The 15,441-nt window shown below is 72.1% G+C and carries 12 protein-coding genes, 1 tRNA gene and 1 other RNA gene; 6 read left to right on the top strand and 8 right to left on the bottom strand.

From position 1 onward, the window contains the following. Positions 1–68: 68 nt before the first annotated feature. The 7 genes from ACQUFX_RS27885 to ffs form a co-directional block, all read right to left on the bottom strand. On the bottom strand, positions 69–1,040 hold the full coding sequence (locus ACQUFX_RS27885; protein WP_067374018.1) for an ABC transporter permease: 972 nt from the start codon (positions 1,038–1,040) through the stop codon (positions 69–71). Next, the gene (locus ACQUFX_RS27880) at positions 1,037–2,041 is read right to left on the bottom strand and encodes an ABC transporter permease (RefSeq protein WP_067374021.1); all 1,005 of its coding nucleotides are present in this window, start codon (positions 2,039–2,041) and stop codon (positions 1,037–1,039) included. Before ACQUFX_RS27880 ends, ACQUFX_RS27885 begins: the two co-directional genes overlap by 4 nt. A gap of 77 nt (positions 2,042–2,118) precedes the next feature. Continuing rightward, entirely contained in the window at positions 2,119–3,783 is a 1,665-nt protein-coding gene (locus ACQUFX_RS27875; RefSeq protein ID WP_428963182.1) for an ABC transporter substrate-binding protein, read from the bottom strand. Between the two features lie 237 nt (positions 3,784–4,020). Then, positions 4,021–4,614, bottom strand: a complete 594-nt coding sequence (gene recR / locus ACQUFX_RS27870; protein WP_428963181.1) for a recombination mediator RecR — start codon at positions 4,612–4,614, stop codon at positions 4,021–4,023. A gap of 8 nt (positions 4,615–4,622) precedes the next feature. Continuing rightward, positions 4,623–4,931, bottom strand: a complete 309-nt coding sequence (locus ACQUFX_RS27865) for a YbaB/EbfC family nucleoid-associated protein (protein WP_067374029.1) — start codon at positions 4,929–4,931, stop codon at positions 4,623–4,625. A 99-nt stretch (positions 4,932–5,030) separates the two neighbouring features. Continuing rightward, a complete protein-coding gene (locus ACQUFX_RS27860) occupies positions 5,031–7,721 on the bottom strand; it encodes a DNA polymerase III subunit gamma and tau (protein ID WP_428963180.1) in 2,691 nt (896 codons plus the stop codon). 177 nt (positions 7,722–7,898) lie between these two features. After that, positions 7,899–7,988, bottom strand: an RNA gene (gene ffs, locus ACQUFX_RS27855) — signal recognition particle sRNA small type. A gap of 82 nt (positions 7,989–8,070) precedes the next feature. On the opposite strand from ffs, the gene ACQUFX_RS27850 reads away from it, so the two are divergent. Continuing rightward, a tRNA-Ser gene (locus ACQUFX_RS27850) sits at positions 8,071–8,155 on the top strand. 473 nt (positions 8,156–8,628) lie between these two features. Here the strand turns inward: ACQUFX_RS27850 and ACQUFX_RS27845 are convergent. Further along, positions 8,629–9,506 (bottom strand): IS5 family transposase gene (locus ACQUFX_RS27845; protein WP_428963056.1). Its coding sequence is split into 2 segments (ribosomal slippage): positions 8,629–9,113 and positions 9,113–9,506, totalling 879 coding nucleotides; the frame shifts between segments, so codons are not numbered across the junction. Positions 9,507–9,668: 162 nt separating this feature from the next. On the opposite strand from ACQUFX_RS27845, the gene ACQUFX_RS27840 reads away from it, so the two are divergent. From ACQUFX_RS27840 to ACQUFX_RS27820, 5 genes are all read left to right on the top strand, one after another. Next, entirely contained in the window at positions 9,669–10,856 is a 1,188-nt protein-coding gene (locus tag ACQUFX_RS27840; protein WP_428963179.1) for a helix-turn-helix domain-containing protein, read from the top strand. A 149-nt stretch (positions 10,857–11,005) separates the two neighbouring features. Next, a complete protein-coding gene (locus tag ACQUFX_RS27835) occupies positions 11,006–11,194 on the top strand; it encodes a hypothetical protein (protein WP_428963178.1) in 189 nt (62 codons plus the stop codon). Further along, positions 11,191–11,349 (top strand): hypothetical protein, encoded by a 159-nt coding sequence (locus ACQUFX_RS27830; protein WP_428963177.1) that lies wholly within the window; start codon positions 11,191–11,193, stop codon positions 11,347–11,349. The genes ACQUFX_RS27835 and ACQUFX_RS27830 overlap by 4 nt, the downstream gene beginning before the upstream one ends. Next, the gene (locus ACQUFX_RS27825; protein ID WP_428963176.1) at positions 11,346–12,527 is read left to right on the top strand and encodes a helix-turn-helix domain-containing protein; all 1,182 of its coding nucleotides are present in this window, start codon (positions 11,346–11,348) and stop codon (positions 12,525–12,527) included. The genes ACQUFX_RS27830 and ACQUFX_RS27825 overlap by 4 nt, the downstream gene beginning before the upstream one ends. Positions 12,528–13,182: 655 nt before the next feature. Beyond that, positions 13,183–15,396 carry a hypothetical protein gene (locus ACQUFX_RS27820; RefSeq protein WP_428963175.1) on the top strand — a complete coding sequence of 738 codons (2,214 nt, stop codon included), beginning with the start codon at positions 13,183–13,185 and terminating at the stop codon, positions 15,394–15,396. The last annotated feature ends 45 nt before the right edge of the window (positions 15,397–15,441 follow it).

Raw genomic sequence — 15,441 nt, 5'->3', positions numbered from 1 at the left:
TCGTTCGCGACTGCGGGGCCGGCCCGGTCGGCCGGCCCGTCCGGTACCGGGGGTACATCGGCACCGGCCTACTTCCGCAGCTTCGGGTCGAGCGCCTCACGCATCGCCTCGCCGAGCAGCGTGAAGCCGAGCGCGGTGATGATGATGCCCACCGCCGGGTAGATCGCCAGTCCGGGTCGGATGCCCAGGTACGGCTGCGCGTCGGCGAGCATCACCCCCCACTCCGGTACCCGTGAGTCGGGGTTGCCGAGGCCGAGGAAGGAGAGCGCGGCGGCCTCGATGATCGCGGTGGCCAGGGTCAGCGTGGCCTGCACGATCACCGGGGCGAGCGAGTTGGGCACCACGTGGGTGAGGGCGATCTTCGACTTGCGGACGCCCAGCGAGGTGGCCGCCAGCACGTAGTCGCTGTTCGACTGGGCGATCATCGACCCGCGCAGCAACCGGGCGAAGACCGGCACCGAGACCACGCCGACCGCGATCATCACGGTGGTCAGGCTGGCCCCGAGCAGGGCCGCGATGCTCACCGCCAGCAGCAGGCTGGGCAGCGCCAGCAGCATGTCGACGAAGCGCATGAGGGTGCTGTCGATCCAGCGCCCCCACCGGCCGCCCAGCCCGGCGGCGGCACCGGCGACGCCGCCGATCACCGCGCCGACGGCCAACCCGATCAGGGTGGAGACCACCCCGACCAGCAGGGTCTGCCGGGCCCCGACGACCATCCGGCTGAACACGTCGCGGCCCTGGTGGTCGAAGCCGAGCCAGTGCTCGCCGGAGGGGCCGGGGATGATGCCCTGGCCGGAGCGGACCAGCCCCTCCCGGATGCCGATCGAGTCCGTCGGCCCGTACGGCACGAAGAACGGCCCGACCAGCGCGACCAGTACGAAGATCACCAGGATCACCGCGCCGACGATCGCGGCCGGGTTGCGCCGCAGCCGGCGGAACGCCTCCTGCCAGAGGCTCACCCCGCGCTCGTCGTCACGGACGGCCGCCAGTTCGGCGAGCCGGTCGATCTTCTCGCCCTTGCGGCCCAGGTTGACGGTCACCGCACCCTCACCCTCGGGTCGATCAGGCTGTACGAGAGGTCCACGATCAGGTTCACCAGCACGTACACCACGGCGATGATCAGGATGAAGCCCATCAGGACCGGGTAGTCACGCTGGCTGATCGAGTCGGCGACGAAGGCCCCGATGCCGCTGAACGCGAAGACGGTCTCGGTGAGCACCGCGCCGGAGAGCAGGCCACCGGTGAGCAGGCCGATCGAGGTGACCACCGGCAGCATCGCGTTGCGCAGCACGTGCCGGCGGCGCACCGTGTTCTCGGTGAGGCCCTTGGCCTCGGCGGTGCGGACGAAGTCCTCGTTGAGCACCTCGAGCACGCTGGCCCGGGTGATCCGGACGATGATCGCCAGCGGGATGCTGGCCAGGGCGAGGCCCGGCAGGACCAGGTGCCAGACCGCGTCGGCGGCGGCGTCCCACTCCCGGGTCATCAGCCCGTCGAGGACGAAGAAGTTGGTGACCCGGGTCGCGCCGATCGTCGGGTCCTGCCGGCCGCTGGCCGGGAACCAGCCGAGGTTCTCCGCGAAGATCGCCTTGAGCACGTACGCCAGGAAGAAGACCGGGATGCAGATGCCGATCAGCGAGCCGCCCACCGACAGGTGGTCCAGCATCCGGCCCCGCTTGCGCGCGGCCAGGTAGCCCAGCGGGATACCGACGCCGATCGCGATGATCATGCCGGTCACGGTCAGCTCGACGGTGCCGGGGAACCGCTCCAGGAACTCGGTGGTGACCGCCCGCTTGGTCGACGTGGAGGTGCCGAGGTCCAGTTGCAGCATCCGGCGCACGAAGCGCCCGTACTGGACCAGGATCGGCTCGTCGAGGCCGAGGTTGCGGCGGATCTCGGCGCGCATCTCCGGCGTGCCCCGCTCGCCGAGGATCGCCGTCTCGGGACCGCCGGGCAGCCGGCGAAGCCAGATGAAGAGCAGGATGGAGAGCCCGAACAGCGTCGGTATCAGCTGCAACAGGCGTCGGACGATGAACCGGAACACGGGCGGCCTCGGAAAGGGGTGCGGAGGGCGCGGGCGGGCGCCGTGGTGACAGCGCCCGCCCGCGTCCGTGCCTCAGGTCAGGACTTGAACTCGGCGGTGACGAACCGCTCGTCGGTCAGGGGGCTCGCCGTGACCCCCGTGACGTCCTTGCCGAGCACGATCGCCGGGGGCGAGTGCGAGATCGGCACACCGGGCAAAAAGTCCATGATGGACTTGTTCAGGCCCTTGTACTTCTCCACCCGGGCCGCCGGGTCGGCGGTCGAGTCGGCGTCCTTGAACTGCGCGAACAGCTCGGGGTTGTTGAAGCCCCACTCGTCCTTCTGCCGGTCGAAGAAGGTACCGATGAAGTTGTAGCCGTCGCCGTAGTCACCGGTCCAGCCCAGGAAGTGCAGGTCGTGGGCGTTACCGGAGGTGGTGGCGTTGAGGTAGTCCGGGCTCCACTTCAGCGGGATCGGCTCGATCTTGATGCCGACCGCCTGGAGGTCCGCCGAGAGCAGCTCGAAGAGGTCCTTCGGGTTCGGCATGTACGGCCGGGTGACCTCGGTCGGGTAGTGGAACCGCAGGGTCAGGTTCGCCGCGCCGGCCTCGGCCAGGAGCTGCTTGGCCTTCTCCGGGTTGTAGTCGTACTTGGTGACGTCGCCGTTCCAGCCCTCGACAGTGTCGGGGAAGAAGTTGACCGCGACCTGCCCGCCCGGGGGCAGCTTCGAGTCGACGAGCGCCTGCCGGTTCAGCGCGTGCGCGATCGCCTGGCGGACCTTGAGGTCGGCCAGCTTCGGGTTCCCCTTCTGGTTGATCGCCAGGTAGAGGATGTTGAACGCGGGGCGGGTGAGCATGTTGAAGCCCTCACCCTTGAGCGGCTCGACGTCCGCCGGGCCGACCAGGTCGTACCCCTGGATGTCGCCGGCGCGCAGCGCCTGCTTGCGCGCGTTCTCGTCCGAGATGGTCTTGAAGATGAGGGTCTTGAGCTTGGCCTTCTCGCCCCAGTAGTCCTCGTTGCGCTCGATGGTGAGCGTCTTGTTGGCGATGTCCCAGCCCTTGAACTTGAACGGACCGGTGCCGGTCGGGTGCTCCAGCGCGTACGTCGGGTACTTGATGTCCTCGGCGGTGCCGGTGACGTCGCTGGCCTTGTACTCCTCCAGCGCCTTCGGGCTGTGGATGGAGAACGAGGGCAGCATCAGCGCGGCCGGGATCTTGCTGGAGACCCGGGTGAAGGCCAGGTCGACAGTGGTCGGGTCCTTCACGATGCAGGACTTGAAGAGGCTCTCGCCCAGGTCGGGGCTCTCGTTCTCGGCGTAGCCGCCCATGACGTCCTGCCAGTAGGCGGTCACGTCGGGGCTCTGCATCAGACCCTTGGCGTTGTACCACCGGTTGAAGTTGACGCAGACGGCCTCGGCGTTGAAGTCGGTGCCGTCGTGGAACTTCACCCCGGAGCGGAGCTTGAAGGTCCACACCGTACCGGTCGAGTCGGGGGTCCAGGACTCGGCGAGGCCGGGGCTCGGCTTGGTGCCCCCCTCCTCCGCACGGAGCAGGGTCTCGAAGACCTGGCGGGCCACCCGCAGCGACTCGCCGTCGCTGGCCAGGCTGGGGTCGAGCACCTTCGGGTCTCCGGCGACGCCGAAGACGAGGGTGTCCTTCTTGCTACCGCCGGAGCCTTCTTCGCGGTCACTCTCGGCGCAGCCTGCTACCGCGAGGGCCGCGACCGCGACGGCCGCGATGGCGGCCTTCGGCCTGGTTGCACGCATGGTGCTTCACCTCGTCCTAAGGGGTACGGACAACGTGGTGACAGGGTGGTCACCGATGGCGGGAACCTTAGCCCTCGTTCGGACCGGCGGGAAACTCTTGCCAGACGGGTTGGTATCGGATCGTGTCTTTGTCCACACCAGACCGAAGAATCGCAAGCGAAAGCGGCAGCACGCCGAAAATTCGTCGGCTGCGATGCGAGATTGTTACGTCAAACGAACGGGCCAGTCCACCCGCTGTCAGATGCTCCGGCGCCCCTCGAAGGCCCGGCCGAGGGTGATCTCGTCGGCGTACTCCAGGTCGCCGCCGACCGGCAGGCCACTGGCCAGGCGGGTCACCGCGATCCCCATCGGCTTCACCATCAGGCCCAGGTACGTCGCCGTCGCCTCACCCTCCGTGTTCGGGTCGGTGGCCAGGATCAGCTCCCGTACCCCGCCCTGGCCGAGCCGGACCATCAGCTCCCGGACCCGCAGGTTGTCCGGGCCGATCCCCTCCAGCGGGTTGATCGCGCCACCGAGCACGTGGTACCGGCCACGGAACTCGCCGGTCCGCTCGATCGCCACCACGTCCTTCGGCTCCTCGACCACGCAGAGCACCTCGTCGCTGCGGCGCGGGTCGCGGCAGATCCGGCACCGCTCCGACTCGGCCACGTTGTAGCAGCTCGTGCAGAACCGCACCAGCTCCTTGACCTTGCGCAGCGCGCCGGCCAGCCGGTTGACGTCGGCCGGATCCGCCGACAGGACGTGGAAGGCGATCCGCTGGGCGCTCTTCGGGCCCACGCCCGGCAGCCGGCCCAGCTCGTCGATCAGGTCCTGGATGGCACCCTCGTACATCGGTCGGCTCAGAACCCGGGAATGCCCAGGCCGCCCATGCCGCCGGCGACCGGGCCCATCTTCTGCTCGGTCAGGTCCCGGGCGGCCTCGTTGGCGTTGCGGATCGCCGCGACGACCAGGTCCTCCAAGGTCTCCACGTCCTCCGGGTCCACCGCCTTCGGGTCGATCCGGATGCCCTTCAGCTCGCCGCTGCCGGAGACCGTGGCCGTCACCAGACCGCCGCCCGCGGTGCCGGTCAGCTCCGCCTCGGCCAGCTCGGCCTGGGCCTTCGCGAGCTGCTGCTGCATCTTCTGCGCCTGCTTGAGCATCTGCTGCATGTTCGGCTGTCCACCTGGGCGCACGGAGGGCTCCTTCTCGCACTCGTCTGTCGGCCGCGACCAGCCTAGCCGCTGCGCCCGCTCGCACCCGGTGCGGTGCTACCGGGCGTCGACCTCGTCGATCTTCTCGGCGCCGAACGCCTCCCGGAGCAGTTGCACCGCCTGCTCCTCGCTCGACTGGCGGGCGGCCCGCTCGTCGATCACGTCGTCCAGCGGCTCGTCCCCCGGGTCGAACCCCTCGTACGCCGCCGGCTGGCCGTTGGCCTGCGGCCGGCTCCCACCGCGTACCGGCCCGTCGAAGTCCGGGTCGTACGGTGGTTCCCCGGCCCAGTCGGCGTCGGCGGTCGGCCGGGCCGCGCCCTGGCCCGCCCGGGTCGCCGCCTGCCCCTGCCGGTTGCCGGCCGCAGCGGCAGCCGCCCGCGCCGCCGCGATGGCGCTGCTGACCGGCGCACCACCGGACCGCGCCGGGCCACCGTTCTCCCGGCCGCCGCCCGACTGGCCCGGGTTGCCGTGCTGGCCCGGGTTGCCCGGCCGGGCCGGGGCAGCGTGCTGGCCCGGGGCACCGTGCTGGCCCAGGTTGCCCGGCTGGCCCGCACCGCCCGGTTGCCGGGGGGTGCCGTTCGGCCCGGCATCGGCCGCCGGGCCGGGGGCCGCCCCGGGGGCGGCAGCCGAACCGGCCGCAGCGCCCCGACCGTTGCCACCGGGTTGCGCGGCCTCCGGCCAGTCGTCCGCCCCGCCCGGCCCCGGGTCCGCCGGGGCGGCCCCGCCGGGGCGGGCCGGCTCGGGCCACTCGTCGTCGGCGGCACCGCCGGTCGGCTCGGCGGGCGCGCTGCCCCCGGCCCCGCCGGCTGCCGGCCGGGCCGGCGTCCGGGCGGCGGGTGGTGCGGGTGGTGGTGCGGGGTTCGGCCGGGCCGGTGCGGTGGCGGCACGGAGGCCACCCCGTTCCCCGGCCACCTCGCACCGGATCTGCCACCGGCCACCCAACTCCTCGTAGAGCGCGTCGGCGACCACCTGGGCGTAGTCCGTCATCATCTTGGCCAGGACCGACGACTTGAGGGTCAGGACCAGAGTCTCCCCGTCCAGGTCGCGGACGACCGCGTCCAGCATCAGGGCAGCGATCCGGTTGTTGCTCCTGACGTTGCTCCGCTTGACCTTGGCCGCCACATCGTTCCAGACCCGGCGTACCGCGACCGCGTCGAGCGCGCCGGGCTGCTCCGTGCCGGGGCGGGGTGGGGCGGGGGTGGCCGGATCGGGCAGCACGGCCGACGGCGGCACCGCCGGACGGGTCGGGGCGACCGACGCCGGCTCCGACGCGGCAACGGCCGGCGCGGTGGCCGGGACACCGCCCGGGGCGGCACCGGACGGCACCGCACTGGACGGGGCAGCACCGGGCAGGGCGGCACCGCCCGGAGCGGCGGGGGCCGGACGGGCGGAGGCTGCGGCGGGACGGGCCCCTGCGGCGGCTGCGGCGGCCCGCGCGGCGGCCACCCCGGTCGGCCCACCGGCCGCCGCCGGCGGGCCGGCGGTCTCCGGGTCGGGCGCGGCGGCAGCCGCGGTCGGGGCGGGCGACTGCGGGCGTACCGCGGCGGTGGGGGCGACCGGCGCGGGGTCGGCGGCGACCGGACCACCCAGGGTGATCCGGCGTTCCATCCGCTCCAGGCGCTGGAGCAGGCCACCGATGGAGTCGTCGGCGCCGGGCAGCAGCATCCGCGCGCAGATCAGCTCCAGCAGGAGCCGGGGCGCGGTGGTGCCGCGCATCTCGACGAGGCCGTTGTGCACGATGTCGGCGCACCGGGACAGGGTGGCCGGACCGAGCCGCTGCGTCTGGGCGGTCATCCGCTCGATCTGGTCCGTCGGGCCGTCGATCAGGCCCTTCTCGGCGGCGTCCGGCACCTGCTGGAGGACGATCAGGTCCCGCAGCCGTTCCAGCAGGTCGGAGGCGAACCGGCGGGGATCGTGCCCGGCCTCGGCGACCCGGTCGACGGTGGCGTACGCGGCGGCGCCGTCCCCGGCGGCCAGCGCGTCGCACATCTCGTCGATCAGCGCCGAGTCGGTGACCCCGAGCAGCGCGGCGGCGCGGGCGTAGCTGACCCCCTCCGGGCCGGCCCCGGCGATCAACTGGTCGAGCACGGAGAGGCTGTCCCGGGCGCTTCCGCCGCCGGCCCGCACCACGAGCGGGAAGACCGCCGGGTCGACGGTGACCCCCTCGGCCTGGGTGAGCTGCTCCAGGTACGGCCGGAGCACCTTCGGCGGGATCAGCCGGAACGGGTAGTGGTGGGTCCGCGACTTGATCGTGCCGAGGACCTTCTCCGGCTCGGTGGTGGCGAAGATGAACTTGACGTACTCCGGCGGCTCCTCGACCAGCTTCAGCAGGGCGTTGAAGCCGGCCGACGAGACCATGTGCGCCTCGTCGATGACGTAGATCTTGAACCGGCTGTTGGCCGGCGCGAAGAACGCCTTCTCCCGCAGCTCCCGGGCGTCGTCGACACCACCGTGGCTGGCCGCGTCGATCTCGATGACGTCGATCGACCCGGCCCCGTCGCCGCCCAGGGCGCGGCAGGAGTCACACTGCCCGCACGGCTCCGGGGTGGGCCCCTGCGCGCAGTTGAGCGAGCGGGCCAGGATCCGGGCGCTGGAGGTCTTACCGCACCCGCGCGGACCGGAGAAGAGGTACGCGTGGTTGAGTCGCCCGCTGCGGAGCGCCTGCGACAGCGGCTCGGTGACATGCTCCTGGCCGATGACCTCGGCGAAGGTACGCGGCCGGTACTTGCGGTACAGCGCCAGTGCCACCCGATCCGCCTCCTCTCGACCGAGCCATTCTGCGCCGCTCCGCCCCGGCTGACCACCCACCCCGCCGCCGCGGGGTAAGGAAGGGCCCCTTGTTAACGCATACGGTAGAGAAGGGTCCCCTTCTCACACCCGAGGCCCGGAGGGCAGGGCGGCACGCAGGGCACCACCGGAGAAAAGAAAGGCCTCCCGTGCACCCGGCAGAGCTCGCTTATCCTTGCTGCCTTCCGGCCCTGGGGAGGTTCACGAGATACCGCCGCACGGGAGGTGCCCCCAACCCTACCCGACCCGTCGTGGATCTTCAGGGGGTGGTGGGCTGGCCCACCCGACGAAGACCTGTATCCTGGCTCGCGGAGGATTCGCCTAGAGGCCTAGGGCGCACGCTTGGAAAGCGTGTTGGGTTCACACCCTCACGAGTTCGAATCTCGTATCCTCCGCTCGCCGCATCGGCGCAAAGATGCACGTCAGGCCCGGTTTCTCAACCGGGCCTGACGATCTTTAGGGGACTGGCCGGGCACTCCTCTGCCACCGCAGCCCGGGCCGTCACCCCACGCACCCCGTCACATCACCCCGCCCCTGCGCCCGCCGACCAAGAACCCGACCCCACCGGGCCCCTCCGCGATCTTGCAGTTGACGCCCCAGCAAAAGGGGCATGTCGGAGTTACCGGGGGCCCAAAGTGCAAGATCGCGGGTAGTTGGGTTGTGGGGATCACCGAGCATCGCGTCCGGGCGTACCGGCTCACGCGCCGCGCCCGGTCAACCTCGCGTGACGAATCGCTCCCGGCGCGAAACGCCTGTCCGGGGGTCGGCACGTTCGGTGACACGGGCGTACCGTCCGATGTGTCGGTTCCGCCGGTCGAAGCGGGCGGCGGGCCGCTACCGGGACCGCTAGGGCCTGTGTCGAAGTCCGTCACAGCCACTCGCTGATGGCGGCGATCTGCACCGTGGCCTGGTAGCGGACGGCCAGCTTGTCGAAGCGGGTGGCGACGGCCCGGTGGCGTTTGAGCCGGTTGATGCCGCACTCCACAGCATGGCGCTGCTGGTAGATCACCGGGTCGAAGGCCGGGGGTCGGCCACCTTTGGATCCCTTGGCCCGTCGGTGGGCGTCCTGGTCGGCCTTGCTCGGGATGGTCGCGGCGATTCCGCGTCGGCGCAGGTAGGCCCGATTGGCCTTCGACGTGTACGCCTTGTCGGCCAGGACCCGGTCCGGTCGGGTCCTCGGCCGGCCGACGCCGAGGCGAGGGACGCGGATGGCGGCCAGGACCGGGATGAACTGCGGGCTGTCCCCACGCTGCCCGGCGGTCACCACGATCGACAGCGGCTTCTGTCCCTGCTCACACGCCAGGTGCAGCTTCGTGGTCAACCCACCGCGGGAGCGGCCCAGGGCGTGGTCGTCCGGCTCGACGCTGACACCCCCGGGCGTTTCGACCTGCAGATCCCCCTTTTCCGGGCCCCGGCCGCATGCTGATGGGCCCGAGCGCTGGTGGAATCCACCGACACGTCCCAGGTGATCCTGCCGGCCTCGTCGGCGAGGGCCTGCAACACGGTGAGGACCTGCTGCCAGGACCCATTGCGCTGCCACCGCCGGAACAGGGCATACACCGCCGACCAGGAGCCGTAGTGCGGTGGCACGTCCCGCCACGGGGAACCCACCCGGATCCGCCACCGGATCCCGTCGATCAACTGCCGCCTGGTCCATGACGACGGACGACCCGGCCGCTTCGGCACCGGCAGCAACGGCTCCAGCACCGCCCACTGCACGTCGGTCAGGTCGAACCGCCTCGTCACCGCTAAGGTGTCCACGAGGTCTCCGGTTTCCGGTTCTGCTTGGTCGCTGAACCATCTACCGGAGACCTCGCCGCGTCTCGACCTCCGACACGCCGAACGGTCACACCAGTTCAGGCGCCACCACTGACTTCGACACAGGCCCTAGCTGGGAAGAGGCGCAGCATGCCCGTCACCGACACCATCGGGGCCCGCATCCGGTACTGGCGCGTGTTCCGGGGCGGCATGAGTCAGGCCGTCCTTGCCGGCCTGGCCGGGGTCAGCCAGTCCTACATCTCGCAGGTCGAGTCCGGCCGCAAGACCATCGACCGCCGGTCCACCCTCGTCGACATCGCTGCCGCCCTGCAGGTCACCGTCGCCGACCTGCTCGGCCAGGGCAGCGAGCCGGGTGATCCGGCCCGGGACAGTGCCGCCGCATGGGTCCCGGCCATCTGGTCGGCCCTGATCGAGATCGAGGAGGGCGAACGCCGGCAGCCGGCTCGCACCCCGGAGGAGTTGGCGGCCGGCATCGCCCGCAGCGACCAGCTCCGCACCAGTTCCGACTATCCCGCGATGGCCCGGCTCCTGCCCGACCTGCTCATCGAGTCCGCCGCCCGGGGCGGTGCCACGCTGGCACGGGTCGCCTACCAGGCGTCAACGTGTCTGCGGCACCTGGGCTGGCGGCACCTGGCGCTCAACGCGGCCCGGGTCTCCGCGTCCGCCGCCGAGGCCTGCGGCGACGCCGCGTGGATCGGGGCGGCCCGTTTCGCGTACGCCCAGAGCCTGCCCATCGAGTCAGCGTCGCTGGCCGCCAGGACGGCCGACAGGTCGCTGGCCGAGTTGCAGGCGGATGCCGACGACACACGGGTCCGGCAGATGCTCGGCCAACTGCACCTCTCAGCGGCGCTGACGTCGACGGTGAGCGGTCGGCCGGACGTCGCCCGGGATCACCTCGCCGAGGCCACCCGCGAGGCGGCCACCCTGGGAGATCCGTCCGACGGCTCCGGCTTCAACGGGTGCGGGTTCGGGCCGACCAACGTGGGCCTGTGGGAGATGTCGATCGCCGCCGAGTTGGGCGAGTACGGCCGCGTCATCGAACTGTCCCGCACCGTGCAGCCGCAGGTGCTGATCGCGAGTAACCGGCGGCAGGCGTACTGGCTGGAACTGGGCAGGGCGCTGGCCAGTTCGGGGCGGCGGGACGGGGAGGCTCTCGCCGCGTTCGTGCGAGCGGAGCGGGCGGCACCGGTGCCGTTTGCGCTCAACCCGCTGGCCAGGGGCGCGGTGGTGGCGATGGTGCGCCGTGCCCAGCGGCGGGGCGTGCCGGAGGACCTGCGGGTGCTGGCTGCCCGGGTGAACCTCACCGTACGGCCATAACCAACAGTAATAGCGTCATCACCCAACGGCCCTACCGTCCTGCTCAGGGGCAGCGGTGACAGTCCTTCCACAGCCTTCGCCGCCCCTCCACATCCTGCGGGGCGGCGAGGTCTCGGTGTCGCCCCGGCTAACCAGTGCAGGGGGACGGCATGACCAAAGGACGTACCCGGCGGGAGTCCGACCCGCCACTATCCGGCACCGCAATCCAGGCCGCCGAGCACGAGGCGGCGAAGCAGCGGCTCCTCGACCTGGCGGAGGCCGAGCGGACCCGGGTCGACATGCCGACCCCGACCGAGGCCGTGCCTGTCGGGCGGCGGGGCGGCAGGAAGGGCCGGTGAGCGTCGACGAGGCCGTCGACCCGGTTTCGGTCGCCATCGTGGGCCGCCGGGTCGTGGCCGCACACGAGGCGGGCCGGCCCTGCTGGCGCTGCACGGGTGACACCGTCGCCGACTGTACGGAGCTTGCCTGGTTCCGGGAGTGGGTGGCTCGGTGAACGGTCCGATCGGGCGGCGGGTGGCCTACTGGCGCGGCCGGCGGAACATGTCGCAACAACAGTTCGCCGACCGGCTCGGCAAGTCGAAAAGCTGGGTGGACAAGGTCGAACGCGGCGTCCGCTCCCTCGACCGGGTGTCAGTGATCCACGACGTCGCCGCAGTGCTCGCCCTCGACCCCGACACCCTCCTCGCCGGTGCCGGCCGCCCCGAACCAGCCTCCCCCAGCGAGGCGGCGCAGTCCCCTGCCGAGACGGCGGACGCCGTACAGGCCGTCCGGGCAGCGCTGACCCGGCACCCCGCCCTGACGACCCACCCGACCACACCGGCACCCGACCCCGACCGGTACCGGACACGCACCGCACACGCCAACGCGGCATACGAGCACGGCCGGTACGGAATGCTGCTCGGACTCCTGCCCGACCTGCTCCACGACAGCCACCGAACGGAGATCGACCAACGGGTACAGACGTACCGGCTCACCACCCTGGCCCTGGTCAAACTCGGCGCTACCGACCTGGCATGGCTGACCGCCGACCGAGGCCTGGCCATCGCCGCCAGCACGGACGACCCACTACTGGCGGCGCTCGCCACCGCGCCACTCGGCCAGGCCCTGCGCGCCGCCGGCCGACACCGCCACGCCTTCGAGACAACCATCATCGGCGCACACCAGATCGCGCCACTCAGCAACAGCGAGGGCACACCCGCCGAACGAGCCGCATGCGTGACACTGCTGCTCCAAGCCGCGCTCGCCGCCGCCGAGGGGCACGACCCGCCGACGGTGGCCGAACTCTTGGACGACGCCCACGAGATGACCGGGCCGGCCGGGCCAGAACGCGCCGCCGTCGAGGCCACCCGAGTCGCCGCAGCGGCAGCGCTGGGCGAGGGTCGGCGCGCTGTCGACCTGCACGAAGCCCTCACGGCCGGCCCCGGATGGCCGCTCCTGACCCTCGAACACCGGGCCGCCCACCTGGTCGACGTCACACCGGCCTACGTGCGCAGCGGCGACCCCGCCGGGGCTGGGCGGGCGCTGTTGACAGCGGACCGCCTCGTGCCGGCGGAGGTCCGGGTTCGGCCTGCGGGCAGGGCGGCGCTGGCCGGAGTGCTCACCGCGCAGGACCGACCCGATCCACACCTGCTCGCCCTAGCGAACGCCGCCGGCGTTGGCGGGGTCCGGTGACGCCGCTGACGGTACCGGCGGGCACCGCCCTCTCCCTCGCCCCGGGAGAGCGGGCAAGCCACCTGGGCCTGCCTGGCGCGGCACCACTGGAGGTGCGGACGGGTGGTACGGGTCGCGGTTCTCTACGACGCCGTCGCCCGCAGCGCGGCGGGGCCATGACCAGGCGGCTGTCCACCGGACACGATCCCCGGTGACCGAGGGTATCTGCTGGTCAACCCATTGCGAATGATCGATCACCGTGAAAATATCTCCTCGCCTGCGCAGCAGCGCGGCGCACGGGGAGAACGGGGATCCAGTGGGCACCTTCCTGTCCGCACACTCATCGCATCAACCGCACAGCGTCCGCCGACCACACAGCACCCGCAGCCGGCTGCGGGCTCTCTCGCTTGCCGTCGCGACAGCCGTTCCGCTGCTGATCGGCGCGACGCCGGCAACCGCGACGCCGGCACAGGCGGCACCAGCACCGGCGACGCCCGCCCCGGCGGCTGTCGCCCCGCCATCGGCTCAGCCGCCGGCCGTCCCGGAACCAGCCGCAAAGCCAGCAACGAAACCAGCCCCCGCGAAACCGGCGGCGACGCCGGCACCCGGCACTGCGGGTACCGCCGACACGTCACGGGAAGCCGACAGTGGCTGTGGAGGGCCGCTGCCCTTCGGCGTGATCGCGGACTGCCCGGCGATCTCCGGTGGGCAGGAGCACGCCTTCACGGTCACCACCACCGTCGACCAGGACAGCCTGATCACCAAGCTCACCCGGGGCACCGGCGTCCAGGCCGGGGCCGTCGTCACCGACAGCAGCGACAACCAGGTCTGCTTCTTCTCCGTCGACGCCGGCACCTGCCAGCTCGGTCCGGCCGGCACGTACACGGTCATTGTGCGGTTGCCGTACCCGTCGGGCAGCGGCAGCTACACCCTCGCCGTGCAGTCGACCCGCACCCCGGCCGGGTGTCAGGACCTGCCGGAGTCGTTCTTCTCCTTCGCCTCGCCGGGGATCACCGGGACGATGCCGGCCGGCACGGCGGCGCGCTGCTTCCGGTTCGACCAGCCCGTTGACTCGGTGCTGCACGTGCGGGACATGGGCAGTCCCGAGGACCTCCAGGGACAGATCCTCGACGCGGACCACGAGGCGCTCTGCACCGTCCGGTACGTCGAGCGCTGCGAACTCAGCGGGCCGGGCCCGTACCGTCTGCTGCTCGGCGAGTACTACGGCACCGAGACCACCTACACGCTGCGGATGCCCCGTCTCTCCCAGGCCACCGGCTGCCCGGCGCTGCCGCTGTCGACCTTCGGGGACCCCGGCACCGCGGTCGGCGACGGCACGGTCCACAAGCCCGGTGAGGTGACCTGTCATGCGCTGGCCACGAGCGGCGCCGGGCCCGTCGTGGTCCGCGTCGACCCGTTCCACGCGCAGTACCTGCTCTGGAGCGTGTACGACTCGGCCGGCGACGAGGTGTGCGAGTCGTACGCCAACGCCCGGCACTGTCCGCTCCCGGCCGCTGGCGCGTACACCGTGCTGGCGAGGAATACGCACTGGTTCATCGAGCCGACCACCTACCAGGTGGCGGTGACCGGGCTCGGCGGCACCGAGGGCTGCACGGCGCTCGTGGACACCTCCTGGGCCCCCGACGCCCTCCAGGTGCGGCAGACCTCGCCGGTGCAGACGAACTGCCAGCCGTTCCAGGGCGAGGCCGGCGACCGGATGGTCACCTACCTGGCGCCGGAGCACTACAACCGGGTCCGCTCCTGGCTGCTGGACCCGTCCGGCACGCCCGTCTGCACCAGTTCCCCGGGCGGCGAGACCGGGTGCGTGCTGCCGGCCACCGGCACCTACCGGCTGATCTCACACCTCGCGGAGTGGAGCGCGGGCAGCACCGACCTGATGTACCGGGTGCAGATCCGCCGGCTCTCCGCCGCGACCGGCTGCCCGACGGTCACGCCCGGCGCGTACAACGCCGCGCCCGCCGGGGGCGTGGCCGGCGTCCGCTGCCGCAGCCTGGAGATCCCCGCCGCCGGGACGTACCGGGTCAAGGCGGTGAGCGCGGACAACCACCAGGAGTACCCGGTCGTGTACGACGCCGCCGGGCTGCGGGTCTGCGCCGAGGTCCGGTGCGAGTTCCCCGCCGCCGGGACGTACACCCTGGTGCTGGGGGCGAACTCGACCAGCACGGTGATCGACAACGACCACCTGTACGCGGTCGCCCTGCTCCCGTGGACGCCGTCCGCGTGTCCGCAGGCCTCCGACGCGGGGTGGCAGACCGATCCGGAGGAGGGCACCTTCGGTGCCGTCGGGCAGTACGACTGCCGGGAGCTGACCAGCCCGGTCGGTGCCCGGGTGCTGGCCCTGGCCCCGGGGAACGCGAGCACCTCGACCGCTGCGCGGACGAGCGTGGTGGACGCCGCCGGCACGGTGGTCTGCGAGGACTGGCAACTGCGGGAGTCCGGCTGCGAGTTGACCGGCGTGGCCCCGTTCTCCGTGGTCGTCGAGGCGGCGAACGGGGTGCCGGCGGCCCCGTACCGGCTGGCCTTCGTCCGGGTGACGGAGCCACCGGCCTGCCCGGCGCTGGCCTCGGACCCGGCGGGCAGCACGGTCGCCACCGGCCCGGACCGGTTCGTGGCCTGCTTCTCGCTCCCCGCCGGGGACCATGCCGCACGGGAGAGCTTCACCTGGACCCGGACGTCCGGCACCGGCCGGGCCCGCCTGTGGCTCTGGACCGGGGACGGTACGCAGCCCTGCGCGCCAGGGATCTACGCCGTCACCCGGACGGTCACCTGCGCCCTGCCCCCGGGTCCGGTGACCGTGCTCCTCCAGGCCGACGCGGTCGACGCCACCTACCGGGTGACCCACCAGGCCGCCTCCCCGCCCCCGTCCTGACGAGGTCACCGCCCCTCGGCGCGGCCACGGGTGGCCGGTCCCCGG

It is taken from the genome of Micromonospora fluostatini (genome assembly GCF_050410825.1).
GTDB classification, from domain to species: Bacteria; Actinomycetota; Actinomycetes; order Mycobacteriales; family Micromonosporaceae; genus Micromonospora; species Micromonospora rosaria.
The sequence above is the reverse complement of the archived record's forward strand: the minus strand, read 5'-3'. Positions and strand labels throughout refer to the sequence as shown.